The 23465-nt window shown below is 57.9% G+C and carries 27 protein-coding genes; 16 read left to right on the forward strand and 11 right to left on the reverse strand.

The features are described from left to right. Window positions 1-25: 25 nt before the first annotated feature. The 5 genes from RUM8411_RS06125 to rpiA form a co-directional block, all read right to left on the reverse strand. A complete protein-coding gene (locus RUM8411_RS06125) occupies window positions 26-220 on the reverse strand; it encodes a DUF2065 domain-containing protein (RefSeq protein WP_085821803.1) in 195 nt (64 codons plus the stop codon). After that, on the reverse strand, window positions 220-1116 hold the full coding sequence (gene hflC / locus RUM8411_RS06130) for a protease modulator HflC (protein ID WP_085821804.1): 897 nt from the start codon (window positions 1114-1116) through the stop codon (window positions 220-222). Before hflC ends, RUM8411_RS06125 begins: the two co-directional genes overlap by 1 nt. Beyond that, entirely contained in the window at window positions 1116-2261 is a 1146-nt protein-coding gene (hflK, locus tag RUM8411_RS06135) for an FtsH protease activity modulator HflK (protein ID WP_085821805.1), read from the reverse strand. Before hflK ends, hflC begins: the two co-directional genes overlap by 1 nt. Window positions 2262-2333: 72 nt before the next feature. Beyond that, entirely contained in the window at window positions 2334-3692 is a 1359-nt protein-coding gene (gor, locus tag RUM8411_RS06140) for a glutathione-disulfide reductase (protein WP_085821806.1), read from the reverse strand. A gap of 150 nt (window positions 3693-3842) precedes the next feature. Then, complete coding sequence (gene rpiA, locus RUM8411_RS06145; protein ID WP_085822014.1) at window positions 3843-4628, reverse strand: ribose-5-phosphate isomerase RpiA; 786 nt, start codon at window positions 4626-4628, stop codon at window positions 3843-3845. Between the two features lie 167 nt (window positions 4629-4795). Here rpiA and RUM8411_RS06150 point away from each other — a divergent pair, with 167 nt between their 5' ends. Genes RUM8411_RS06150 through RUM8411_RS06165 form a run of 4 tightly spaced genes read left to right on the forward strand, consistent with a single transcriptional unit; the run spans window position 4796 to window position 8257 of the window. After that, complete coding sequence (locus tag RUM8411_RS06150) at window positions 4796-5497, forward strand: glutathione S-transferase family protein (protein ID WP_085822015.1); 702 nt, start codon at window positions 4796-4798, stop codon at window positions 5495-5497. 1 nt (window position 5498) lies between these two features. Further along, window positions 5499-6872, forward strand: a complete 1374-nt coding sequence (locus RUM8411_RS06155) for an L-serine ammonia-lyase (RefSeq protein ID WP_085821807.1) — start codon at window positions 5499-5501, stop codon at window positions 6870-6872. Between the two features lie 19 nt (window positions 6873-6891). Continuing rightward, window positions 6892-7302, forward strand: a complete 411-nt coding sequence (locus RUM8411_RS06160; RefSeq protein ID WP_085821808.1) for a GFA family protein — start codon at window positions 6892-6894, stop codon at window positions 7300-7302. A 40-nt stretch (window positions 7303-7342) separates the two neighbouring features. After that, window positions 7343-8257, forward strand: a complete 915-nt coding sequence (locus RUM8411_RS06165; RefSeq protein WP_085821809.1) for a DMT family transporter — start codon at window positions 7343-7345, stop codon at window positions 8255-8257. Here RUM8411_RS06165 and RUM8411_RS06170 read toward each other — a convergent pair. Beyond that, complete coding sequence (locus RUM8411_RS06170) at window positions 8202-8909, reverse strand: thiamine diphosphokinase (protein WP_085821810.1); 708 nt, start codon at window positions 8907-8909, stop codon at window positions 8202-8204. The genes RUM8411_RS06165 and RUM8411_RS06170 overlap by 56 nt on opposite strands. Window positions 8910-9199: 290 nt before the next feature. On the opposite strand from RUM8411_RS06170, the gene RUM8411_RS06175 reads away from it, so the two are divergent. After that, a complete protein-coding gene (locus tag RUM8411_RS06175; protein ID WP_306372824.1) occupies window positions 9200-10681 on the forward strand; it encodes a hypothetical protein in 1482 nt (493 codons plus the stop codon). A gap of 266 nt (window positions 10682-10947) precedes the next feature. Then, the gene (locus RUM8411_RS06180) at window positions 10948-11424 is read left to right on the forward strand and encodes a GNAT family N-acetyltransferase (protein ID WP_159453854.1); all 477 of its coding nucleotides are present in this window, start codon (window positions 10948-10950) and stop codon (window positions 11422-11424) included. A gap of 262 nt (window positions 11425-11686) precedes the next feature. On the opposite strand, the gene RUM8411_RS06185 is transcribed toward RUM8411_RS06180, so the two are convergent. From RUM8411_RS06185 to nthA, 5 genes are all read right to left on the reverse strand, one after another. Next, entirely contained in the window at window positions 11687-11929 is a 243-nt protein-coding gene (locus RUM8411_RS06185; RefSeq protein ID WP_085821813.1) for a DUF2842 domain-containing protein, read from the reverse strand. Continuing rightward, window positions 11929-13224, reverse strand: a complete 1296-nt coding sequence (locus RUM8411_RS06190) for an adenylosuccinate synthase (protein ID WP_085821814.1) — start codon at window positions 13222-13224, stop codon at window positions 11929-11931. The genes RUM8411_RS06185 and RUM8411_RS06190 overlap by 1 nt, the downstream gene beginning before the upstream one ends. Window positions 13225-13442: 218 nt before the next feature. Continuing rightward, on the reverse strand, window positions 13443-13778 hold the full coding sequence (locus RUM8411_RS06195; protein ID WP_085821815.1) for a nitrile hydratase accessory protein: 336 nt from the start codon (window positions 13776-13778) through the stop codon (window positions 13443-13445). Beyond that, complete coding sequence (gene nthB / locus RUM8411_RS06200; RefSeq protein WP_085821816.1) at window positions 13775-14452, reverse strand: nitrile hydratase subunit beta; 678 nt, start codon at window positions 14450-14452, stop codon at window positions 13775-13777. Before nthB ends, RUM8411_RS06195 begins: the two co-directional genes overlap by 4 nt. Next, window positions 14449-15063 carry a nitrile hydratase subunit alpha gene (gene nthA / locus RUM8411_RS06205; protein ID WP_085821817.1) on the reverse strand — a complete coding sequence of 205 codons (615 nt, stop codon included), beginning with the start codon at window positions 15061-15063 and terminating at the stop codon, window positions 14449-14451. Before nthA ends, nthB begins: the two co-directional genes overlap by 4 nt. Before the next feature lie 151 nt (window positions 15064-15214). Between nthA and secG the strand changes: the two genes are divergently transcribed. The 10 genes from secG to RUM8411_RS06255 all read left to right on the forward strand — a co-directional run bounded on the left by secG (window position 15215) and on the right by RUM8411_RS06255 (window position 23450). Further along, window positions 15215-15580 (forward strand): preprotein translocase subunit SecG, encoded by a 366-nt coding sequence (secG, locus tag RUM8411_RS06210; RefSeq protein WP_085821818.1) that lies wholly within the window; start codon window positions 15215-15217, stop codon window positions 15578-15580. Window positions 15581-15739: 159 nt separating this feature from the next. Next, a complete protein-coding gene (gene pyrG, locus RUM8411_RS06215; protein WP_085822016.1) occupies window positions 15740-17383 on the forward strand; it encodes a CTP synthase in 1644 nt (547 codons plus the stop codon). Between the two features lie 101 nt (window positions 17384-17484). Next, a complete protein-coding gene (locus RUM8411_RS06220; RefSeq protein WP_085821819.1) occupies window positions 17485-18288 on the forward strand; it encodes an isocitrate lyase/PEP mutase family protein in 804 nt (267 codons plus the stop codon). A gap of 89 nt (window positions 18289-18377) precedes the next feature. After that, complete coding sequence (locus RUM8411_RS06225) at window positions 18378-18827, forward strand: tellurite resistance TerB family protein (RefSeq protein WP_085821820.1); 450 nt, start codon at window positions 18378-18380, stop codon at window positions 18825-18827. Between the two features lie 20 nt (window positions 18828-18847). Continuing rightward, a complete protein-coding gene (locus RUM8411_RS06230) occupies window positions 18848-19285 on the forward strand; it encodes a tellurite resistance TerB family protein (RefSeq protein ID WP_085821821.1) in 438 nt (145 codons plus the stop codon). 5 nt (window positions 19286-19290) lie between these two features. Further along, window positions 19291-20034, forward strand: a complete 744-nt coding sequence (locus RUM8411_RS06235; protein ID WP_085822017.1) for a phosphate/phosphite/phosphonate ABC transporter substrate-binding protein — start codon at window positions 19291-19293, stop codon at window positions 20032-20034. A gap of 125 nt (window positions 20035-20159) precedes the next feature. Further along, window positions 20160-20936, forward strand: coding sequence for an ABC transporter ATP-binding protein (locus tag RUM8411_RS06240; RefSeq protein ID WP_085821822.1), 777 nt, complete (start codon window positions 20160-20162; stop codon window positions 20934-20936). A gap of 32 nt (window positions 20937-20968) precedes the next feature. Beyond that, entirely contained in the window at window positions 20969-21682 is a 714-nt protein-coding gene (locus tag RUM8411_RS06245; RefSeq protein ID WP_085821823.1) for a transporter substrate-binding domain-containing protein, read from the forward strand. Window positions 21683-21759: 77 nt separating this feature from the next. After that, window positions 21760-22647 (forward strand): ABC transporter permease, encoded by an 888-nt coding sequence (locus tag RUM8411_RS06250; protein ID WP_085822018.1) that lies wholly within the window; start codon window positions 21760-21762, stop codon window positions 22645-22647. Next, window positions 22644-23450 (forward strand): ABC transporter permease, encoded by an 807-nt coding sequence (locus RUM8411_RS06255; RefSeq protein ID WP_085821824.1) that lies wholly within the window; start codon window positions 22644-22646, stop codon window positions 23448-23450. The genes RUM8411_RS06250 and RUM8411_RS06255 overlap by 4 nt, the downstream gene beginning before the upstream one ends. Window positions 23451-23465 lie beyond the last annotated feature (15 nt).

A 23465-nucleotide genomic window follows, 5' to 3' on the forward strand; every position in this document is an offset into this window, starting at 1 on the left:
TTCACCAGCAATTGAAAACACAGCGTTAAAACCCGACCTGATATGCTCCCCAAAGCAGCACCAGACCGCTGACCACACACAGCAGCCCGGCCAGCCGTCGCGCCTGCTCGGGCAAAGACCGCAACGCCTCGAGCATGCGTTCAATAAGCGAAGGGGCCAGCGCATAGGCCAGCCCCTCAACAATCAGCACCAGCCCGAAGGCCAGAAGGACAAGGCCCATTACTGGGATGCAGGGGCCGTTGGCGCGGCCCGTCCCGTCGGTGATCCAAGGTAATTAAAGAACTCGGAATCCGGGCTTAGAACCAATGAGCTGTTGCCGCCACGCAGCGCATTCTCATAAGCCGTCAGCGACCGATAGAATTCAAAGAACTCGGGGTCTGCGCCATAAGCTTCGGCGAAGATCGCGTTCCGTTCAGCATCCGCTTCACCGCGCGTGATCTCAGCCTCGCGACGGGCATCTGATACCAGTTCAACCACGGTCCGGTCTGCCTGTGCACGCACACGCTGGGCCGCTTCGTTGCCCCGGGCGCGTTCGTCTGTCGCCTCACGTTCCCGCTCGGCTTTCATCCGGTCGAACGTTGCCTCAAGGTTCGCCTGAGGCAGATCGGTCGCCTTCAGTCGCACATCGATGACGGTTACGCCCAGCGCCTGCGCTTCGGCAATCGCACTGTTGCGAATGCGCAGCATCAGCGCTGCCCGGTCAGAACTTAGAATGTCGCGCGATGACACCGAACCCAGCACTTCGCGTGTCTCGGCGCGCAGGATGCGGTCAAGTCGATCTTCGGCAACCGGGATGCCGCCAACGCCAACGGCCTGACGGAACCGGTTCAGATCGGAAATCCGGTAGCGCGCGAAGGCATCAACCACCAGACGGCGGTCATCCAGCGGGGTAACTTCCAGCGGCTGGACATCAATCGACAGGATGCGGTCATCATAGCGGACCACTTCCTGAACGACAGGAAGTTTGAAGGCCAATCCCGGCTCTTCCTTGACCGCGACGACCCGGCCAAATTGCAGAACCAACGCGCGTTCGCGTTCGTCCACAATAAAGATCGACGACAAACCTGCCACGGCAAGGATTACGACGATAATCAGAATAATAGGTGATTTACGCATCAGTTACCCTCCGCTGCCGGGTTGCGGCGCAGCTCGTTCAGCGGCAGGTAAGGCACAACGCCCTGCCCCTGCCCGCCTGAGTTCTGGTCCAGAATAATCTTGTCGACGTCACCCAGAATCTGCTCCATCCGCTCAAGATACAGACGTTTACGGGTCACATCAGGCGCTTTGGTGTATTCCTCCAGAACCGCACTAAAGCGGCTGGCCTCACCTTGGGCGCTGTTGATCTGCTGCGCGCGGTACGCTTCGGCCTCTTCCAGAACCTGGGCGGCTTCACCACGTGCTTCAGCCAGTGCCTTGTTCGCATAAGCGTCGGCCACGTTCTGTAGGCGGTCACGTTCTTGTGCAGCGGCCTGAACGTCGCGGAATGCGGCGATCACGTCCTGCGGCGGGTCCGCTTTGTCAAAGTTGACACGCACAATGTTCACACCAGAGCTGTAGCTGTCCATCGTGGATTGGATCAGTTCCTGCAGCCGGTCCGCGATAACACCACGATCCCGGTTCAGGATCGGAGCAAGCTCTGACTGGGCAATGATCTCACGCATTGCCGATTCCGAAACCGCCTGAATCGTCTGTTTGGGATCTCGTAGGTTGAACAGGTATTTGGCTGGGTCGTTGATATTCCAGACAACCTGATAGTCGATATCGACCACGTTCTCATCGCCGGTCAGCATTAGGCCATCGTCGCTACCGCGTGCGCCGCCCATATCTTCGTTCCGCTCGCTGGTCACGGCGATAACCTCGGCGGTCACAAACGGCCATGGCGCGAAATTCAGACCCGGGTTTCCTACGGCTGAAAACTCGCCCAGAAACAACTCAACCGATTGTTCTTCTGGTTTCACGGTATAGAAACTTGCGAACCCCCACAAAGCCGCCGCTACGATCAAACCAATCGCAACGGTTCCTTTGGTAAGGGCTGGACCGCCACCGCCAGACCCTTGACCATTGCCGCCACGGCCACCGCCGCCACGACCGCCCATAAGAACGCGCAGCTGTTCCTGCCCTTTTTTCATCAGCTCATCGATCTCGGGGATCTGCGGGCCATCGCCTTCGGGGGGCTTGCGCCCGTCCCCATTGTTACCCCGATTTCCTCCACCTCCCGAAGAGCCTCCGCCCCCCCAGGGGCCACCGCTGTTGCCCGCCATATGTATCTTTTCCTTTGTTCTGGACCGTGTGATCACGGTGCCCCTTGTAACTTGGTTGCGCGCGCTTGCAAATCAAGCAGTGCGCACAGGTTGCCGCATTGTCACCAGTTCTTCGGCCATCACAGGGTGAACTGCAACGGTGCGATCAAAATCTTCTTTTGTCGCGCCCATTTTCACTGCGATTCCAGCCAGCTGAATCATCTCACCAGCGCCCGGCGCCACGATATGACAGCCCAGCACCTTGCGGTTGGCCTGGCTGACGATCAGCTTCATCAGTACTCGCTGTGTTCCACCAGCAAATGCCTTTTGCATCGGCTTGAACGAAGTTGCGTAAACTTCGACCGGCTCTTGTGCCGCGGCCTCTTCTTCGCTGAGGCCAACGGTGCCGAATTCGGGCTGGGTAAAGATCGCGGTGGGGATCAGGTCGTGATCCACCGGTGTCGGGTTGCCTTTGAACACTGTCTCGACGAAAGCCACGCCTTCGCGGATCGCGACGGGCGTCAGGTTCACCCGGTCGGTCACATCCCCGATGGCATAGATCGAGGGCACGCCGGTCTGGCTGTATTCATCCACGATGATCTCGCCCTTGCGACCGCGTTCAACACCAATCGCCTCAAGACCCAGATTGTCAGCGTTTGGTGCGCGACCGGTGGCATACATGACCACGTCGAACAACTGTTCCGAACCATTGGTGGCCTTGACGCGAATTTTGTCACCGTCCATGGCCATTTCCAGCACGTTTGTGCCCAGATGCAGATCAATGCCGTTCTGGCACATCTCCTCACTGATCAGCCCGCGCGCTTCTTCGTCAAAGCCCCGCAGAATTTGCGCGCCGCGATAGAACTGAGTGGTCTTGACCCCCATGCCATTCATGATCCCGGCAAACTCACTGGCGATATAGCCGCCGCCGACGATCAAGATCGAGTCGGGTAGCTTCTCCAGATGGAAAATCTCGTTCGAGGTGATGGCCAGATCAGATCCCGGAAACTCAGGCACGACCGGGCGGCCTCCGGTGGCCACAAGGATGTGCTTGGCGGTTTTGCGGGTTCCATCAGCCAGTTCAACGGTATGCGCGTCCACCACGTGGGCGCGCTGGTCAAAGCTCTCAACACCGTTGTTTTTCAAAATATTGCGGTAAATGCCTTCCAGCCGGTCCAGTTCCGCATGAAGTTTGCCGCGGAAAATCTGCCAGTCGAACGCGCCGGGTTTGACATCCCAACCATAGGCCTGCGCATCGCCGACCATGTCCGAGAATTCGCTGGCGAACACCATCAGTTTCTTTGGCACACAGCCCCGGATGACACAGGTGCCGCCGTAGCGGTCCTCTTCTGCCAGCGCCACCTTGGCGCCATTTTCGCCAGCTGCAACTCGCGCCGCGCGGACCCCGCCCGAGCCGCCGCCGATGACAAACAGATCATAGTCAAAGCTCATCCTGAGTTCCTTTTTTCAGACAGGGCAAATTCGTTGGTTATCTGGGGGTAAGTGACGCGCATCCAACCCTTGGTGGTTAAGAAAGTGTACGCAAGCCATTCAAGCGCGGCATTCCATGATGATCACTACCGCACCTTTTGGATCTATCGCTTAATCCACAATATCCAAGAACAGGTTCTCTCCACTCTCGGCCGGTTGGTCTGTCTCAATCGTGCCTTCGTTGATATCTCGCACCTCGACCCGGCCGTCGCCGTAGCCAATGACGACCTTGTCACAGATATCGATGAACAGGCCGTTTTCGACCACGCCCGGCACCTGATTGAGCACCAGCGCCAATTGTCGCGCGTTGCCGATGCGCTGCAGATGCAGGTCCAGGATGTGGTTGCCCTCATCGGTGACAAAAGGCGCCTCACCGTTCATGCGCAAAGCGGTCGAGGTGCCAAGAACGTCCATCGTGTCCAGCGCCTCTTCGATCAGGGTGCGGGTGGTCTGCCAGCCAAAGGGGACAACCTCGACCGGCAGAGGGAACGCGCCCAGCGTTTCGACCTCTTTGCCCGCATCGGCGATCACCACCATCCGGTCGCTGGCTGTTGCAACGATCTTTTCCTGAAGATGTGCCCCCCCGCCGCCCTTGATCAGGTTCAGCTCACCGTCGAACTCATCCGCGCCGTCAATCGCCATGTCCAGCCATCCGGCCTGATCCAGAGAGACAACCTCGATCCCCACCTCGCGGGCAAGCTGCGCGGTGCGGCTTGAGGTCGGAACGCCCTTGATCTGCAACCCTTCGTCCTTCACCCGCTCCCCAAGGCGGCGCACCATCCATACGGCCGTCGATCCTGTGCCCAGCCCAACGCGCATTCCATCCTGAACCATATCAGCGGCGCGGCGCGCGGCGACATACTTGGCCTTGTCGACGGGTGACATTTCTCCGGTCATGGCAGCATTCCCCTGTTTTGCTGCCGAACTTATACGGAATGCGATCAGCAACTGCGAGAGCGAATACACCAATTTTCTGAGCCATCATGTCGCGAAAATACGCGTTTCCTATTGGAAACGTCGCAATCGATGCTTTCAAGATGACGGCACCCGTATACATAGCCATTATGAGCGCGCCCTATCTTTTGCATTATGCCCCCGACAACGCCTCGCTGGTGATCAGGCTGGTGTTGGAAGAGATGGGCCTGAATTACGAAACAGCGTTGGTGGATCGTCGCCGAAACGCACAGGACAGCGCAGCCTACCGGGCGCTGAACCCAAACGGCTTGATCCCCGTTCTGGAGACGCCGCAAGGTCCGATTTTTGAGACAGCCGCCATCCTGCTGTGGCTCGCAGATACGCATGAACAACTGGCCCCCGCCCCTGACAACGCAGATCGGGCAGCGTTCCTGAAATGGCTGTTCTTTGCATCAAACACTTTGCACGCGGATATGCGTATTTTGTTTTATGCCGAGAAATACATCGACGCAGCTGCGGCTGAGACCCTGCGCGCCAGTATCCGCCCTCGGCTGCGACAGCATCTTCAGGCACTGGACGCCGAGGCACGACACACGCCGGAATGGCTGCATCCAGAACGGCCTTCGGTCCTGACCTACTATGTCGCTTGCATGATGCGGTGGCTGGCGTTGTATCCGGCGCAGACCGATCGCAGCTGGTATCAGCTGGCAGACACCCCGTACCTGCAAGCTATCCTGATGCAGCTTGAAACACGCCCTGCAACCCGCGCCGCCATTGCGGCCGAAGGGTTAGGGGTTACGCCCTTTACATCTCCGACCTATGCTACTCCTCAAGAAGGCTCAGCTACCTGATATGTTTCTATCCGTCTTCGATATGTTCAAAGTGGGCATTGGCCCTTCGTCGTCTCATACCATGGGGCCAATGGTTGCGGCTGCGCGGTTTCTGGACATGATGCGCGCCTCACCGTTCGAGTTTTCCGGCCTGCGCGGATCTTTGCACGGATCCCTTGCCTTTACCGGTGTTGGTCACGCAACCGACCGCGCCACGATACTGGGTCTGGCCGGATTTGTTCCCGACACCTATGACAACGACAAGGCCGAATCCGCGTTGGCGGAAATCGCTGAAACGCAAGTGGTTTCCCCCGAAGGACTGCCAGAATTGAAGTTCGACCCCAAGACCGATCTGACCTTTGATTTCGAACACCAACTGACCGGTCACGCCAACGGTATGATCCTGATGGCCACCGACGCGCAGGGCGATGTGATCCTGCGGCAGGTCTTTTATTCAATTGGTGGCGGCTTTGTCCTGACCGAGGAAGAACTGGCCGAGGGTAAAGCGACAGACGAAGGCGACCCCGTGCCCTTCCCCTTCAAATCCGCTGTCGAGATGCTCGACATGGCCAGGACCAGTGGCAAAAGCATTGCCGAGATGAAGCGCGCCAATGAAATCGCGCGCGGATGCGCGGATAGTTTTGCCAAAGGGACGGCTCGGCTTTGGCAGGTGATGAACGACTGTATCGAACGGGGTCTGACCACGGACGGGATTCTGCCCGGCGGTCTGAGCGTGCGCCGCCGTGCCAAAGGTATCCACGATGCGCTGCAGGCCGAGCGAGGCATGAACCTGAATGCACCGCACACGATCAATGACTGGATGAGCGTTTACGCCATGGCCGTGAACGAGGAGAACGCAGCCGGCGGTCAAGTCGTGACAGCACCTACCAACGGTGCGGCTGGCGTACTGCCTGCCGTGTTGCGCTATTATCTCGATCACGTGCCCGGTGCATCCGAGACGCATATCGAAGACTTCCTGCTGACCGCTGCTGCCATTGGCGGGCTGGTCAAGTTCAACGCGTCAATCTCAGGTGCCGAGGCCGGGTGCCAGGCCGAGGTCGGCAGCGCCGCCGCTATGGCCGCAGCTGGGCTGTGCGCCGTCATGGGTGGCACGCCCGAGCAGGTGGAAAACGCAGCCGAGATCGCGCTGGAACACCATCTGGGCATGACTTGCGACCCGGTTGCAGGATTGGTTCAGGTGCCCTGCATCGAGCGGAACGGCCTGGGTGCTATCAAGGCCGTATCGGCGGCGTCTCTTGCCCTGCGCGGTGACGGACAGCATTTTGTTCCGCTGGATGCGGTGATCGAAACCATGCGCCAGACAGGGCATGACATGCATGAGAGATACAAAGAAACGTCACTAGGTGGTCTGGCGGTCAACGTGCCAAACTGCTGAGAGATATGTGAGGGACCCCATGCAAGGACATTGTCTGTGCGGAAAGATCCGTTATGAGGTCACCCCTCCGGCCCTGTCTTGCGTGACTTGCCATTGCGACAGTTGCAGGCGTCAATGCGCGGCCCCGATGACGACCTATTTCGGGGTTCGCGACGGGCAATGGCGCTGGCTTGGTGATGCGCCAAAGACCTTCAATTCATCCCCTGGAGTCGAACGCAGTTTTTGCCCTGAATGCGGCACGCCGATCTCTTTCCGCTCGCAAGCCATGTCAGGCGTCCTGCATCTCTATGTGGCCACGCTGGACGATCCGGAACTGCTGCAGCCGACCCTGCACGTCGCACATGAGGAAAAGCTGCGCTGGCTCAAGATAGACGATGGCCTGCCCCACTGTATCGGGCCGGATTACACCAAGGCGCAGTCGCTGCCGTAAACGCTTTCCACTCTAGGTCAAACCCCGTAGCGTCGCGCCCATGACACAGGATCGACCAGTATTCGGCATCGTCTTGATGCTCGGGTTTTGCCTACTCGCACCGCTGGGCGATGCCATGGCCAAACTGCTGGGCGAGACGACGCCCATAGGGATGCTGGTCTGGGTCCGATTTGCAGTGCAGGCGATTGTTTTGATTCCTTTGGTTGCCCTAAGCGACCGGAGCTTTCGGATGCGAGGCCGCATTCTGCGCCTGACCTTCATACGGACAATTTTGCACATTGTCGGAATCGCCGCGATGTTCAGCGCACTCAAGTTCCTGCCATTGGCAGATGCAGTCGCAATTGCCTTTGTGATGCCCTTTATCATGCTGATCCTGGGCAAGTACGTGCTGGATGAAGTGGTCGGAATGCGCCGCCTGATTGCCTGTACCGTGGGGTTTGTGGGGACGTTGATGGTTATTCAGCCCAGTTTTGCACAGGTTGGTGCGGCTGCCCTGTTGCCTCTGGTTGTGGCTTTGGTCTTTGCCCTGTTCATGCTGGTGACGCGAAAGATCGCAAAGGACACCGATCCGGTCGCCCTTCAGGCGGTCTCTGGCATAATGGCGACTGTCCTGTTGCTGCCGGTCCTAGTGCTTGGAACTGTGGGTGGCGTTTGGGAACTGTCCCTGATCCCCCCGATGGGCGAAGGTCATTATCTTTTGATCGCAATTGGTCTGTTGGGAACAGTCGCGCATCTGTTTATGACATGGTCGCTGCGCTATGCGCCATCAGCCACATTGGCCCCGATGCAGTACCTTGAGATACCCGTTGCCACCTTGTTTGGGTGGCTGATCTTTCACGATCTACCCGATGGCATCGCGGCGCTGGGTATCGCGATCACAATTGCAGCCGGCCTCTATGTCATTCTTCGCGAGCGGGCCAGCGCCCGGTCTGCTCCGACAGAAACGCCTGCATGACCTGATCCAGGGCGTATCGCGGCACCATCACCAACAGACCCGGTCCGTCTATAAACAACTCAACATCCGCCAATGCCCGGTTGGATGTACCAACGCCCCCGTTTGGCTCCATCACCAGACCGTCGATTGGCCACTCCAACCCAAGGCTGCGCCCCTTTACACGTTGAAACGGAAACAATGACACCACATCTCCCGGCGTGACCTTGAGCGTAATCCGAGGCGGCGCAAGGAACACAACCTCATGCGCACCCAGCAGGATACAAGGTCGATCAGGCCACCTTGCAAGCACGTTCAGCACTGCCAGCTGATGATCCAGACGCCCCCCAAGAAATCCCGCTCCCAGCACCAAAGGTGCGTCGACATTGCGCAAAGCCTTGTCAAAATCGGTGCTATTTTGTTCCGGAATTGGAAACAACCGGTCCGCGGGGATCTGGTCGCGATGCTCGGCGCTCAGCGAATCGAAATCACCGATCACGGCGTCCGGGACGCGGCCCGTTTCCATCAATGACGCCGCGCCACCATCAGCGGCCACAACTGTTTTTACTCGAATCAGCAGCTGATTCAGGTCGTCAGGGCCTATTTGGCCGCCTCCAACCAGTCCAATTGGCTCTGATGACCGCACAATCGGCGTATTTTTTTTAAGATTGATCATTTTTTCCGGATTTGGACACATTGAGACCACAAAATGATAGGTTCATGGAAAGAGTTCTGAGCCAATAGGTGCGCCCGTACTTGGGCTGTTGGCTCTCGTAGTTTGTAGAGGACGTGCGTCTGATGGTACAGAATAACAAGGTATTAACCGTTTCCTATGGAACCTTCTCGTGCACTTTAGAAGGGTTCGACGATTCATTTGAAACAATGAAAGCGATTGCAGAGTACTTTCGTGATCTTTCTGCGGATGATCGTTACTTTGGATCGGAGCCTCCTCAACCGGATACCGAAATGTTGGCCCGTATCGCAAAACGCGATGCATCCAGAGAAGTGGAAGCCAGCCAGAATGAATCAGGTCTGCTTCTGCGTGCCACCGATCAGGTCTCAACCCCGTCACAGCCTGCACCCGCTGCATCGGAATTGAACGTTGTTAACACGCCCGCAGCGGCACCATCCCCCTCGCACCCCCCTCAGACGGCGTTCGCTGATGCGGAACCCGTTGAAGACGCACCTGCTCCAGCAGCCGACAGTATCGCGGCCAAACTCCAGCGTATCCGCGCAGTTGTTTCTCATTCCGAGGAAAACGCGGTGATCTACACCGAAGACGAAGAGACGGCCCTGATGAAAAACGCGACCGGTCCGTCAGATGCCGTCGCCGCCGCCTTTGCAGCCGGATCGCTTGACCCCTCGGACTTGGGCGAAACCAACGAAACCGAGATTGAACAGCCGGTGGACAGCGGCAGTGACGCACAGGAAGACATCCGGGTTGAAGCGGAGGACATTGCCGAAGCTGAGCCCGAGATCGAAGACGTGGTCGAAAAAAGCCCAATGGTTCTGACGTCAGATGACGCGGTGCCAGAAACGGAAGTTGAGGAAACTGTTACCATTGATGCGATGTTTTCCAACTTGGATGACTCCGCCGAGACCGAACCGGAAGGCGAGGAAGTGGACAACATCCTTAAGGATACAAGCGCTGAGGACGAGGCCGAACATCCCCGGATGGATGATGCAGAATCCGGCACTTTGACTGAAGAAGACGAGTTTGATCTGCTGAGCGAGATATCAGAGGTCGAAAACCATCTGGCCGGCCGCACGGACAAGACACCGGCTAACCCAATGAGCCTGGACGAAGATGTATCGCGCCTGATGGACAAGGTTGGTGAGCAATTGAGCGATCCGACCACCAACACCAAGCGTGAAACCTACTCTCACATGCGCGCAGCGGTAGCGGTGACCGAGGCCGAGCGAGGTGCTTCCGATGGTATCAAACAAGAAAGTGAGGGCGACGATTATCGCAGCGATCTGACGTCAGTCGTCAGCCCCCGCCGCCCGGATGTTCAAGTGACCAGCGCGCGCCCTATCATTGACGCTGCAGCGCCTCTCAAGTTGGTTGCCGAGCAACGTGTAGACAACCAGTCCGAAGAAGCAGGACCGGTGACCCCCCGCCGTGTGAAGTCGGATACCGAAGATGAAACGCCCGACGAAGGTGGGTTTGTTCTGTTCGCACAGGAACAAGGGGCCCAATCCCTGCCAGACTTGCTGGAAGCCGCCGCTGCGTACCTTTCCTTTATCGAAGGTCAGGAGCAGTTCTCGCGCCCACAGCTGATGAACAAAATTCGCTCGCTCAAGCAGGACGACTTCAATCGCGAAGAAAGCCTGCGCTCTTTCGGTCAGTTGCTGCGGGACGGCAAGATCGAAAAAGCCGGAGGCGGACGCTTTGCGGCCTCGACCCAGATCGGGTTCCGCCCGGATGACGAGCGCGCCGCAGGCTGACTTTTTGCCAAAGAAATCAAATGGGCCGAGGGTTTCCTTCGGCCTTTTTTTTTACGGTGAGGTTTTGGTGTTCCATTTTCGCCGAAATGTAGTCCAGCACCTTTGCTGCAGTGCAGAAAAATGCTACTGTCTGCTGGGGAGGAGGTCTCTAAGTCAGGTCTCTTTTTAGCAAAGGCTGCGCCATGTACGAAGTCCCGATCCGGCGTCTCAGAAAGTACGACGAGCAGAAAGTTATAAGTCATTTCAAAAACTTGAGTGACGATGCATTGACCTCCAGGTTTGGCATTCCGGTCAAATCAGAAACGGTTCAGACGTACCTGTCCGGGCTGTTCGAAAATGCCACTTTGGTGTTCGGGGCCTTCCCGGATTCCCGTCTGCGCGGCGTGGGGGAATTGCGCATCCTGCCAGACAGTCACAATCAAGTGGCCGAGGTCGCCTTTACGGTTGAATCAGCCTGGCAAGATCGCGGTATCGGCGACGCCCTGCTGTCCCGGATCATCACCGCCGCCCGAAACCGCGGAATTCGCGAAGTCCACATGCTGTGCCTGGCAACCAATCAAAAGATGCGCCGCCTGGCTGCCAAACACAAAGCTGATCTTGATATTGCGACAGGCCAGATTGAAGCCACGCTCACTACGCCCTGGCCCACTCCGTTCAGCGTGGCCGAAGAACTTTCGGGCGAATACCACGCAATCGCGCGTGCAATCCTAAGCTGGCCCACGCCGGACCGCCGCGCGGGTTGAGTTTAGAAAGTGAAGACCAAGGCCACGTGGGAGCCTGTCAGGATGAGGTCAGTCACACCACAGCCTTTGTTAACAACGCGAATGCAACGCACGGTATCGACTTCGAAAACTGTGTACCCGCCTATTCAGCGACGCCATGACACTATCCAATTCCCAGTCTGCGGCCTAACTGACAAGACCGATGAAATCCGTTTTGGATAGGTCCAACAGGCCTGCTGCTGGCAATCATGGCAGGGATCTCATCCGCAGGTAGCGGCAACAACTATTCCGTGGGTTGATCCGGATCTTCCTTGCCCACGCCCTTGAATACAAACTTGAAGGGTAAAACCCACAAGATACCCAAGCCGACATAGACCAGAAACTCCAGCCAGATCGGCGGGCGATCCAGCCAGTTTACAACGGTCACTACGGCCACGATGTAGACGGGCAACCCTACCAGCAGCAGTACCAGCGACCAGCGACGGCGCGCCTTATAGCTCAGACCGGTTTTCTCGTCCTGCCCCATCAATCGGCAAACGGGTCGGTCACCAGAATGGTGTCTTCCCGCTCCGGGCTGGTTGAAAGAAGCGCAACCGGGCAGTCGATCAGCTCTTCAACACGACGCACATATTTGATCGCGTTGGCAGGCAGGTCTGCCCAGCTGCGCGCGCCTTCGGTAGATTCGCTCCAGCCTGGCATCTCTTCGTAGATGGGCGTGCAACGCGCTTGTTGATCCGCGGCGGTAGGCAGATAGTCCAGATGCACTCCGTCCAGATTATAGCCGGTACAGATCTTCAGAGTTTCAAACCCGTCCAGAACGTCAAGTTTGGTCAGCGAAATACCGTTCACCCCACTGGTCGCACAGGTCTGGCGCACAAGGCACGCGTCGAACCAACCGCAGCGGCGCTTGCGTCCGGTGGTGGTGCCAAACTCATGTCCACGTTCACCCAGACGCTGCCCATCGTCGTCGTCCAGCTCGGTTGGAAATGGACCTTCACCCACTCGGGTCGTGTAGGCTTTGACAATGCCAAGAACGAAATCGATCGAGCCCGGGCCAATGCCAACCCCGGTGGCAGCCTGGCCCGCGATGACATTGGATGACGTCACGAACGGGTAGGTGCCAAAATCAATGTCCAGCAGAGCGCCCTGCGCCCCCTCGAACAAAATACGTTTTCCTGCTTTGCGCTTTTCATTCAGCACTTTCCAGACAGGGGCCGCAAAAGGCAGAATTTTCGACGCTATCTCTTTCAGTTGAGCGATAAGCGCGTCCCGGTCAACTGGTTCGATTCCCAAACCTTTGCGCAGAGGGTCGTGGTGCTGAAGGGCGCGGTCAACACGGGCTTCAAGCGTTGCCTCATCCGCCAGATCGGCAACGCGTACGGACCGGCGCCCAACCTTATCCTCATAGGCCGGGCCGATGCCCCTGCCAGTTGTGCCAATTTTCGTGCCCTTGGAGGCCGCTTCTTCCCTCGCGCGGTCCAACTCTCCGTGAATCGGCAGAATCAACGGCGTATTTTCTGCGATCATCAGTGTCGCGGGCGAAATATCGACACCCTGCGCACGGATCGTTCCAATTTCCTTGAGAAGATGCCACGGGTCCAGCACAACGCCGTTGCCAATGACGCTTAGCTTGCTGCCGCGCACGACACCCGAAGGCAGCGCATGCAATTTATAGACCTCACCATCGATAACCAGCGTATGACCGGCGTTATGTCCGCCTTGAAAACGCGCGATCACGTCTGCCCGTTCACTGAGCCAGTCGACAATCTTGCCTTTTCCCTCGTCACCCCACTGGGCGCCGACAACAACCACATTGGCCATATCTGGTCCTTTTGCGCTGAGTTTTCAAACTCGGCTCGTATAACGGGGACAAAGCGGCAGGGAAACCGGTAATTCGCCGCAGATAACAACCGCACTGCGCGCGATGCCTCCGGCAGGGATATTTATTAGCCAGATGAAGATCGGATCACTTGTTTATCTGGCCCGAAATATCCCGGGGGGAGTCACCCGGAACGGGCGGCGGGGGCAGAGCCCCCTTCTTAACGTGCAGCCAGACGAACGGGCTGACCATGCGGCGTTGTCAAATAGGCTTCTTTCCACGCATTTCTGAGATTAGCGACGTCTTGTGTTGCCGCTGCGCCCTGCTCGATCAGGAATTCCTCCAGGGTTACCAGCCAAGCGAGGAAGTAGTCGTCGCCCCCGTCCAACTCTCGGTCCAGCCCGTGACGTTTCAGGGTCTGCGAAAACCGTGCAGCCCAGTCGGGCCAGTCGACCCGACCCGCTTCGTTCAATGCAACGGTGACGGCGAATACCTGTGCGTGCCAGGGTTCGGCAAAAACCGGTTCCGGCGCGGAATGAGTGTTGCATAGCGTCATGCGGGTTCCAGATAGCTTTGCCACAGGTCTAAAACAACTTCATCCCGCGGGTGCTCCGGATCAGCCCAGAGCTCTGAGGCCGGAAAGGCCACGGCATAGAGAGGTTCGGGCGCTTCGCCCAGACCATGGGCATTGGAATCGGGCAGGACATGCGTTCCGTGCAGCCGTAGGATTCGGCCCTTTGCACCGGCTGCGTAAATCGGCAATCTGGTGTGTCCGCCATCGACAAGGCGGTTGGCGGCAGGATGCAGAGTTTGAACCGCCTGCCCGATTTCGAACTGAGCAGGCACATCAGATGGGCGATCAGCCGGGCCTCCTTTTGCGAGGGCCCCGGGTACTGCCTGAGCCTGCAAAACGCGCGAAGACAAGGGATGCGAGCTGTCATATTCGTCACCGATCAAGTCTTCAGGGCACAGCACACCGTTATCCACCAACAGATCAGCCAGGCCCGATATCCACTTCTCATAATATGAGAACCTGGCGTAATCCTTCGGTGACAGCCTTTCACGGGTGTGGCGGGATTTGTCGATATTCCACTGCCCCAAAAACCCAGCCGCCAGCGTTACAGCCAAAGCACGCCCGTGCCAGTCTTCGGCAAAAACCGGGCTGTCCTCGGCCTCAGGCACCACGGGGCCGTCCCCGAACCGTCCGCCCATATCGTGAACCCGGGTCATGCGGGCACCCGTGCCAGGCCGGTGCCGATCATGCTGTCACGGGTGACAAGGGTGGCAAGACCATCCTCGCTCATTCCCTCGGTGCCATCCGGGCGCATTGGCAGCACCAGATAGCGTATTTCGGCCGTCGAATCCCACACGCGCACGGAGGTTTTCGTCGGCAGTTCGACTCCAAACTCGGCCAACACCTTGCGCGGCTCACGTACAGCGCGGGCGCGGTAAGCGTCGGACTTGTACCACCCTGGCGGAATACCTAACAGCGGCCACGGGTAGCAGCTGCACAAGGTGCAAACGACCATGTTGTGCTGGTCGGTTGTGTTTTCAACTACCACCATATGTTCGCCCTGCCGTCCGTAAAAACCCAGATCGGCTACGACCTGTGTGGCGTCTTCCAACAGAGCCTTTTTGAACTCAGGGTCGCTCCACGCCTTGGCCACGACGCGCGCGCCGTTCTTGGGGCCTATCTTGTTCTGATAGGTGTCGATTATCTCATCCAGTGCTGCCGGGTCGATCAGCCCTTTGCGAGTCAGAATCGTCTCGAGCGCCTTGACGCGGAGCGCAGGTTCAGGCGGCAACAGGGCGTGCGGGTGGTCGTGATCATCATGTGGCATGAGCGGCAGGTTGCGTCAGCATATGCACGGCTGTCCAGTCTCTTTGCTGTGATAAATTGCATCACGTGCGGTGATGGCAACTCCTCCCTTGCCCCCGCTGGCAAACTTGCATAAGTACCACGCGATACACGCCACGCTGTACAGGAACACCATGGAAAACGTCGTTCTCATCATCCACCTTCTCTTGGCTTTGGGCCTGATTGCCGTTGTTCTGATGCAGCGGTCCGAAGGCGGTGGCCTGGGTATGGGCGGCGGTGGCGGTGGCGCCATGACCGGACGTGCGGCTGCGACCGCGTTGGGCAAGGTTACCTGGATATTGGCGGCCTGCTTTATTGTCACGTCGATCACGCTGACCATTCTGGCGGCTCAGAAATCATCGGGCAGCTCCGTTATCGACCGTCTGGGTGTTCCGGCACCAGCTGCGGTTGAGGAAAGCACACCGGCGGTTCCGTCGGCAGATGATCTGTTGCCTCCGACACAGGGCGACAATGCGCCACTGATTCCGCAGGCCAACTGATCCACAAAACCTAGAATACTGAAAGAGAGCTGCAACAGCATCTTGCGGTTCTCTTGCGCTATGGGCGCGAATCCTTTATGTGTGAAGTCCCGTGGTGCTGCGGTTTTTTCAAGCCGCCGGGCAGCTGATTTTGACGTCTCACGGGAGCAGCCGAAAAACATGGCGCGTTTTATTTTCATTACAGGTGGTGTGGTCTCGTCCTTGGGTAAAGGACTGGCCTCGGCGGCCTTGGGATCGCTGTTGCAAGCGCGAGGGTATTCGGTGCGCTTGCGCAAGCTGGACCCCTATCTGAACGTCGATCCCGGCACTATGTCGCCGTTTGAACATGGTGAGGTTTTCGTAACCGATGATGGTGCCGAAACCGATCTGGACCTTGGCCATTACGAACGGTTCACGGGTGTGGCCGCACGCAAGACCGACTCTGTCAGTTCGGGCCGGATCTATTCCAACGTTCTCGAGAAAGAGCGCCGTGGAGACTACCTCGGCAAGACCATTCAGGTGATCCCGCACGTCACCAATGAGATTAAGGACTTCATCGCTATCGGAGAGGATGAGGTCGACTTTATGCTGTGCGAGATCGGCGGCACCGTCGGCGATATCGAAGGACTGCCCTTCTTTGAAGCCATCCGTCAGTTCAGCCAGGACAAGCCCCGTGGCCAATGTCTGTTCATGCACCTGACCCTGCTGCCCTTTATCAAGGCCTCGGGCGAGTTGAAGACCAAGCCAACGCAGCACTCGGTCAAGGAATTGCGTTCTATTGGCCTGGCTCCCGATATTTTGGTCTGCCGGTCCGAGGGGCCGATCCCGACCAAGGAGCGTGAAAAACTGGCGCTGTTCTGTAACGTGCGTCCCGACTCGGTTATTGCTGCGCAGGATCTCAGCACCATCTACGATGCGCCACTGGCCTATCACCGTGAGGGATTGGATCAGGCAGTTCTGGACGCGTTCCAGATCAGCCCCGCGCCAAAGCCCGATCTGACAAAATGGGAAGACGTCAGCGACCGAATCCATAACGCCGAGGGCGAAGTGAAGGTCGCAATCGTCGGCAAATACACACAGCTTGAGGACGCCTATAAATCGATTGCCGAGGCCCTGACCCATGGCGGCATGGCCAACAGGGTTCGGGTCAAGGTCGAATGGGTCGATGCCGAGGTGTTCGACACCGAAGACGCCGCACCGCATCTCGAAGGTTTCCACGCCATTCTTGTTCCCGGTGGCTTTGGCGAACGCGGCACTGAAGGTAAGATTAAAGCAGCTCAGTACGCGCGCGAACACAAAGTACCCTACTTGGGCATTTGTTTGGGCATGCAGATGGCGGTCATCGAAGCCGCCCGGAATGTCGCGGGAATAACCGAGGCAGGCTCGGAAGAGTTTGACCACGAGGCCGGTAAAAAGCGTTTTGAACCGGTTGTTTACCACCTTAAAGAATGGGTGCAGGGCAACCACAAGGTCGAGCGCAAAGTGGGCGACGACAAAGGCGGCACAATGCGACTGGGCGCTTATGATGCGGTTCTGGCAGAAGGCTCAACAGTGGCCGGGGTTTACGGCGGAACCAATATCGAAGAACGCCACCGCCACCGGTACGAGGTGGACATCAAATACCGTGAAAAGCTGGAAAAGGCGGGGCTGAACTTCTCGGGCATGTCACCGGACGGCCGGTTGCCGGAAATCGTCGAATGGTCGGACCACCCCTGGTTCATTGGGGTCCAGTACCATCCGGAGCTCAAGTCCAAGCCGTTTGCACCACATCCTCTGTTTCGTGACTTTGTGCGCGCAGCGAAAGACAGCTCGCGCCTGGTCTGACACAAGGCGTTTTGCGACATTGTATCGGTCGGCGTGAAAATTCTGTACGCGCCGGTCGTTTGCGCGGTTAACTGTCGGGAACAACCGACAGGAGACCGGCAATGAGCAATCAAATCACCCAGGCAGAGAATTTTGCCGCCCTGCACAAAAAGGGCGACCCTGTAATCCTGTACAATATCTGGGATGCCGGCAGCGCCGGGGCCGTTCGTGACGCCGGTGCCAAGGCAATTGCCACCGGCAGCGCACCGGTTGCGATGGCGCAGGGATTCGGCGACGGCCAGAACCTTCCACTCGAGGCAGCACTGGACAATGTCGGCCGTATCGTGACGGCCGTTGATTTGCCGGTCTCTCTGGATTTTGAAGGGGCGTATTCCAAGGATGTTTTGGGCATTGCCAGCAATGTTCAGCGCGCACTTGAAACCGGTGTCGTCGGCTTCAATTTCGAAGACCAAATCGTTGGAACCAATGATCTCTATGACATCGAAACCCAGGCTGCACGCGTTGCTGCCATGCGCGAAGGATCCGATGCGGCGGGCGTTCCTGCTTTTATCAACGCACGGACCGATATCTTCCTCAAGGCCAAACCGGAAACCCATAATGACGTGATGCTGGATGATGCCATTGCGCGGGCGCAAGCCTATACAGACGCCGGGGCCAGCGGCTTTTTTGCCCCCGGCCTGAAGGACGAAGCCATGATCGCCAGGTTGTGCGAATCGACGGAATTACCGGTCAACATTATTGCACTGCCCGGCACGCCGGACACGGCCACGCTGGCATCGCTGGGCGTGGCGCGGATCAGCTATGGACCGGTGCCATACCGCCTTATGCTGGGCTGGTTGCAGGAACAGGCAAAACAGGCACTGCAGGGGGCTGACCCCTCGCATCACGACAGCAACTTCAAGTAGAATCCCGTAAACCGGCAAACTTATGATTATCGGGCTATGACGGGTAGTCCGTGCTTGGCGGTCCACAAAATATGGAATAATGTCCCCCTATGTTGAAAAAGCTCTTTCAGGCCTTTCGCCCGCCGCAACACGACAACCTGCCCGACCCGGATGCTGAACTGGCGCTTGGGGCGCTTATGGTGCGTGTGGCGCAGGCGGATCGGGATTACAAACTCGAAGAAATCAGCCTGATCGATCGCATCCTTGCCCGGCTTTACCAGCACAACGCGATCGAGGCCGCCAAGGTCCGGGCCACCTGCGAAAAGCTGCACGCGGCTGCCCCGGACACCGACACGTTCGGCAAACTGATCCGCGAGACCACCGACTTGCAGGAACGTCTGGCCGCGTTGGATGCCCTATGGGAGGTCGTTCTGGCTGATGGCAATTCGGACGAGGGCGAGATGAAGATTGTGGAAGAATCCCGTATCGCCATGGGTCTGAGCTATAAAGACAGTCAGACCGCGCGCGAACGGATGCAAAGGCGCTTGGAAGAGCGTTAGACGCCATCTATATCTAGCACATGTTTAGTGATTTCCTGTCCCGGCTTACGCAGCCCCAGCCCGCCCCGCTTGCCCATGATGACGCCCGCTTGGCCCTGACAGCCCTGTTGGTGCGTATTGCGCGTTCTGACAACGACTATGCCGACAGCGAAATGTCCAGAATCGACCGGATTTCGGCCGAGCGTTATGGTCTGTCTCCGTTCGAGGCCGCCGGTCTGCGCGCCCGCGCCGAAGATCTTGAGGCCGAGGCCCCCGACACCGTCCGCTTTACCCGCGCAATCAAAGAAGCCGTGGATTATGATAACCGCCTCGCCGTCGTACAGGCGATGTGGTCGGTTGCCTTGGCTGATGGGCAGCGCACCGGCGAAGAGGATTCGCTGCTGCGGCTTGTCGTAAGCCTGCTGGGTGTCAGCGACGTGGATTCCGCTCTGGCCCGTCAAAAGGCTGCTAAAGCGTGATTGCGATGCTGGGCATGTATGACATGCCCGCCCTACAACCAGCGAACGACCGGCTCTGGACTCTGATTCGCTCTCATCTGGGGTATGGCCCTGACCACCTGACCCGCGATGCCGATGTGTGGGAGATCTGGCTGAACTCCGATATGGTCTTTGCGCAGACCTGTGGGATGCCGTACCGCACCCGCCTGCACGGCAAAGTGCAATTGATTGGCACACCTGATTACGAATTGGTCGGGTGTCCGCCCGGCCACTACCGCTCGATCCTGGTTGCACGGCAGGACGATCAGCGAGGCCTGGATCAGCTGATCGGTGGCATATTCGCGTATAACGAAGCCCTGTCTCAGTCCGGCTGGGCCGCGCCTTTGGTTCACCTTGCACAACGCGACCTGATACCCGCGACCATCCATCAAACCGGTGGGCATGTGCATTCGGCGCGTGCCGTCGCAGACGGGCATGCCGACTATGCCGCGTTGGATGCTTTGACATGGGAGCTGTTGAAGGAACACACCGATATGGGCACCACCCTGCGCGAGATCGGCGCAACCGAGCCTACTCCTGCCCTGCCCTATATCACCGCCAACGGACAGAATGCGTCCGAAATTGCACGCGCCGTTCGCGCCGCCATTCACGCCCTGCCGGCCGAAGATCGCCGCCTGCTGCATTTGCACGACCTGATCGACATTTCCGCAGACGAATATCTTTGCGTCTCAAATCCTGATCAGGACATGGTCAATCAGCTTAGTCCCTGACCGATTTGGCCAAAACGTCTGGTCAATTTGGCAGTTTCCGAACCCAAACGCGTCAATTGCGCATTGCATTGCCCCGATTTTTAAGCCCTAGTACCGCACCAACACCAATAACACCTGGACCACCCGTGACAGATTCCACTCCCGTAATCGAGATCAAGAACCTCCACAAAAGCTTCGGCAATCTGGAAGTGCTGAAAGGGGTCGATATTACGGCAAGGCGCGGGGATGTCGTATCCCTGATTGGATCATCCGGGTCGGGCAAATCCACGCTTCTGCGCTGCTGCAACCTGCTGGAAGACAGCCAACAGGGCGAGATCCTGTTCAAGGGCGAGCCGGTACGCTGGATCGGCGATGGCCACGGACGCCGTCCCGCAGACCCCAAGCAGGTGCTGCGCATTCGCACCAACCTGTCGATGGTATTCCAACAGTTCAACCTGTGGGCCCATATGACGATCCTGCAAAACGTGATGGAGGCTCCGGTTACCGTGCTGGGGCGTGACCGGGCCGAAGCCGAGGACAGCGCGCGCAAATATCTGGAAAAGGTCGGGATCGGCGACAAGTGCGACGTCTACCCTGCGCAGCTGTCTGGCGGTCAGCAGCAACGCGCGGCCATTGCCCGCGGCCTGTGCATGGAACCCGAAGCGCTGCTGTTTGATGAACCTACTTCAGCGCTGGACCCGGAACTGGAACAGGAAGTTATCAAGGTAATCAAGGATCTGGCCGCCGAAGGCCGAACCATGATCATCGTGACCCACGACATGAAGATGGCTGCCGATATCTCAAGCCATGTCGTTTTTCTTCACCAGGGCCTGATCGAAGAAGAGGGCCTGCCGGAAGATATCTTTACTACCCCTGAATCAGAACGACTTCAGGGCTTTCTCTCCGCCACTCAGGCGGCGTAAAATCAGAACAGAACTAAACTGGGGAGTAACCAATGAAAAACCTGATTCTGACCACAGCAGCGCTTGCGCTGACAGCTGGTATTGCCATGGCCGACACGGTTCGGATGGGCACGGAAGGCGCTTACGCACCTTGGAACTTTATCAATGATGCCGGCGAGATCGACGGTTTTGAGCGTGAACTGGGCGATGAGCTGTGCAAGCGCGCCAACCTGGAATGCGAATGGGTCAAGAATGACTGGGACTCAATCATTCCAAACCTGGTCTCGGGTAACTACGACGTCATCATCGCGGGTATGTCGATCACTGACGAACGCGATGAAGTGATCGACTTTACCCAGAACTACACACCGCCGGACCCATCGGCCTATGTTGCGATGTCCGACGACGTAGACGTCACAAGTGGCGTTGTCGCAGCGCAGACCGGTACCATTCAGGCTGGGTACATCGCCGAATCCGGTGCAACTCTGGTAGAATTCTCGAGCCCGGATGAAACCCTCGCCGCTGTTCGCAACGGCGAAGCTGACGCGGTTCTGGCAGACAAATCCTTCCTTGCCCCCATCGTTGAAGAAGACGGTGATCTGCGTTTTGTCGCCGACGAAGTCCCTCTGGGTGGTGGCGTCGGCATGGGCGTTCGTGAATCGGATGCCGAGCTGAAGGAAAAGTTCAACGCAGCCATTCAATCCATGAAGGATGATGGCAGCCTGAACACGCTGATCAGCAAATGGGAAGTGTCCTCGACCTTCTGATTTTTCTGCACAAGTAGCGCGCCCTTACGATTTGGGGCGCGCTGCCGCTGAGCCCTCGCTAGTGTATGAGGCCTGCCATTTTCTCGTTCTGCTCTGATCCCGATGTTCTGGACACGTTTCGTTGGTTTTCCTGCTACTTGACCAACGGAGTGCATTGGTCGTTCTATTTGTCCTTCCTCAAGGTTTTGGCCTTGTTGGCAGTGACTGCGCCCGTTGCGCTGGGGTTCGGCTTTGCCGGAGCAATGGCCGCCCGGTCGCATTTCCCACCGCTTAGCTGGCTGGGCAAAGGCTACATCGCCGTGGTTCGCGGCGTACCGGATATCGCCTTTTTCATGTTCTTTGTGATCGCGCTGGACCAGGCGTTTGAATGGACCCGTCATAAAATCCTTTGCCCCGACTGGACCGATCCGATCCGTCAGGGTAACGACTTTCTGGTGTGCCAAGCCGCCAAGTTGCCGCTGGGTTCTTCGCCGGAATGGATGCACGAGACCTACGGGTTCTTTCTGGCAGTCATCACCTTCTCGATCGTCTTTGGGGCCTTTGCTGCCAACGTGCTGTTTGGTGGCATGCGAGCCGTTCCGCATGCCCAGCTAGAGACGGCCGAAGCCTATGGCATGTCACGCCGTCAGACTTTCTGGCGTGTCCTTGTGCCGCAGATGTGGGTTTATGCCCTGCCCGGCCTGTCGAATCTATGGATGGTTCTGATCAAGGCCACACCGCTTTTGTTCCTGCTAGGGGTCGAGGATATCGTCTATTGGGCACGCGAACTGGGTGGAACCAAGACATCCAAATTTACCGCCTACCCGCATGGCGATTGGCGCATGTGGTACTTTCTGTTCCTGCTGGTCTTCTACCTTGGCATGACCCGTGTCTCTGAGATTGGACTCGAGAAACTGATGCGACGCCTGGCCCATGGGCAGGCCACATCGGGCGGCGAACTGCTGCGCAAGGAGACCACGGCATGAGCTGCTTGCAGACCATCCAGGATTACGGCTTGCGGTCCATCGGTCTGGGTGAGCGTCTGCTGCCCAAGTCTGATTTCACCTTGTGCGAACAGTTCACCCTGATCGGGTCTGGCATGATCTGGAACGTCTATTTCGGCATCATGGCGCTGGCGACCGGATTCTTCCTGGCGACGGCGCTGGCCGTCGGCAAGGCGTCGAGCAACATATGGCTGCGCAAACCGTCCGAGTGGTTCATCTTTATCTTCCGCGGCTCACCGCTGTTCATCCAGTTCTTCTTTGCGTATTTCCTCTTTCTCTCGCTGAAAAAACCCTACCCGATGTTCGACGGGTTCACGTCAGCCTGGCTTGGTGCTCTGATCGTTCTGTTCTTCAACACGGCTGCCTATTCGGGTGAGATCTTTTATGGCGCGCTGCGCTCAATCCCAAAAGGGGATATCGAGGCAGCAGACGCCTATGGCATGTCCGGCTGGTCGCGGTTCCGCCGGGTCGTTTGGCCGACCACGCTGCGGCTGGCATGGCCCGCCTACACGAACGAGGCGATCTTTCTGTTCCACGCCACCACACTTGTCTTCTTCTCGGCATTTCCCGCGTGGCAACAACGCGGCGATGCGCTGTACTACGCCAGCTATTTTGCCGATAAGACCTTTAACCCGTTTGTCCCCTATCCCATTCTGGCCTTCTATTTTATCCTGCTGACGCTGGTTGTGATCGGGGGATTTGGGCTGGTGAACAAGCGGCTCAATCGGCACCTGCCAGCTGCCAAAAAAGCCAAAATGCAGTTCCGCCTGAATCTGGCGCGCTGACCACGGGCATTCGCG

The sequence above is a fragment of the Ruegeria meonggei genome (assembly GCF_900172215.1).
In the GTDB taxonomy this organism is placed as follows: domain Bacteria; phylum Pseudomonadota; class Alphaproteobacteria; order Rhodobacterales; family Rhodobacteraceae; genus Ruegeria; species Ruegeria meonggei.

Coding starts and splice junctions, on each gene's coding strand:
- RUM8411_RS06125 (WP_085821803.1), bottom strand. CDS start 220: ATGGGCCTTGTCCTTCTGGCCTTCGGGCTGGTGCTGATTGTTGAGGGG.
- hflC (WP_085821804.1), bottom strand. CDS start 1,116: ATGCGTAAATCACCTATTATTCTGATTATCGTCGTAATCCTTGCCGTG.
- hflK (WP_085821805.1), bottom strand. CDS start 2,261: ATGGCGGGCAACAGCGGTGGCCCCTGGGGGGGCGGAGGCTCTTCGGGA.
- gor (WP_085821806.1), bottom strand. CDS start 3,692: ATGAGCTTTGACTATGATCTGTTTGTCATCGGCGGCGGCTCGGGCGGG.
- rpiA (WP_085822014.1), bottom strand. CDS start 4,628: ATGACCGGAGAAATGTCACCCGTCGACAAGGCCAAGTATGTCGCCGCG.
- RUM8411_RS06150 (WP_085822015.1), top strand. CDS start 4,796: ATGAGCGCGCCCTATCTTTTGCATTATGCCCCCGACAACGCCTCGCTG.
- RUM8411_RS06155 (WP_085821807.1), top strand. CDS start 5,499: ATGTTTCTATCCGTCTTCGATATGTTCAAAGTGGGCATTGGCCCTTCG.
- RUM8411_RS06160 (WP_085821808.1), top strand. CDS start 6,892: ATGCAAGGACATTGTCTGTGCGGAAAGATCCGTTATGAGGTCACCCCT.
- RUM8411_RS06165 (WP_085821809.1), top strand. CDS start 7,343: ATGACACAGGATCGACCAGTATTCGGCATCGTCTTGATGCTCGGGTTT.
- RUM8411_RS06170 (WP_085821810.1), bottom strand. CDS start 8,909: ATGATCAATCTTAAAAAAAATACGCCGATTGTGCGGTCATCAGAGCCA.
- RUM8411_RS06175 (WP_306372824.1), top strand. CDS start 9,200: ATGTTGGCCCGTATCGCAAAACGCGATGCATCCAGAGAAGTGGAAGCC.
- RUM8411_RS06185 (WP_085821813.1), bottom strand. CDS start 11,929: ATGGGGCAGGACGAGAAAACCGGTCTGAGCTATAAGGCGCGCCGTCGC.
- RUM8411_RS06190 (WP_085821814.1), bottom strand. CDS start 13,224: ATGGCCAATGTGGTTGTTGTCGGCGCCCAGTGGGGTGACGAGGGAAAA.
- RUM8411_RS06195 (WP_085821815.1), bottom strand. CDS start 13,778: ATGACGCTATGCAACACTCATTCCGCGCCGGAACCGGTTTTTGCCGAA.
- nthB (WP_085821816.1), bottom strand. CDS start 14,452: ATGACCCGGGTTCACGATATGGGCGGACGGTTCGGGGACGGCCCCGTG.
- nthA (WP_085821817.1), bottom strand. CDS start 15,063: ATGCCACATGATGATCACGACCACCCGCACGCCCTGTTGCCGCCTGAA.
- secG (WP_085821818.1), top strand. CDS start 15,215: ATGGAAAACGTCGTTCTCATCATCCACCTTCTCTTGGCTTTGGGCCTG.
- pyrG (WP_085822016.1), top strand. CDS start 15,740: ATGGCGCGTTTTATTTTCATTACAGGTGGTGTGGTCTCGTCCTTGGGT.
- RUM8411_RS06220 (WP_085821819.1), top strand. CDS start 17,485: ATGAGCAATCAAATCACCCAGGCAGAGAATTTTGCCGCCCTGCACAAA.
- RUM8411_RS06225 (WP_085821820.1), top strand. CDS start 18,378: ATGTTGAAAAAGCTCTTTCAGGCCTTTCGCCCGCCGCAACACGACAAC.
- RUM8411_RS06230 (WP_085821821.1), top strand. CDS start 18,848: ATGTTTAGTGATTTCCTGTCCCGGCTTACGCAGCCCCAGCCCGCCCCG.
- RUM8411_RS06235 (WP_085822017.1), top strand. CDS start 19,291: ATGCTGGGCATGTATGACATGCCCGCCCTACAACCAGCGAACGACCGG.
- RUM8411_RS06245 (WP_085821823.1), top strand. CDS start 20,969: ATGAAAAACCTGATTCTGACCACAGCAGCGCTTGCGCTGACAGCTGGT.
- RUM8411_RS06255 (WP_085821824.1), top strand. CDS start 22,644: ATGAGCTGCTTGCAGACCATCCAGGATTACGGCTTGCGGTCCATCGGT.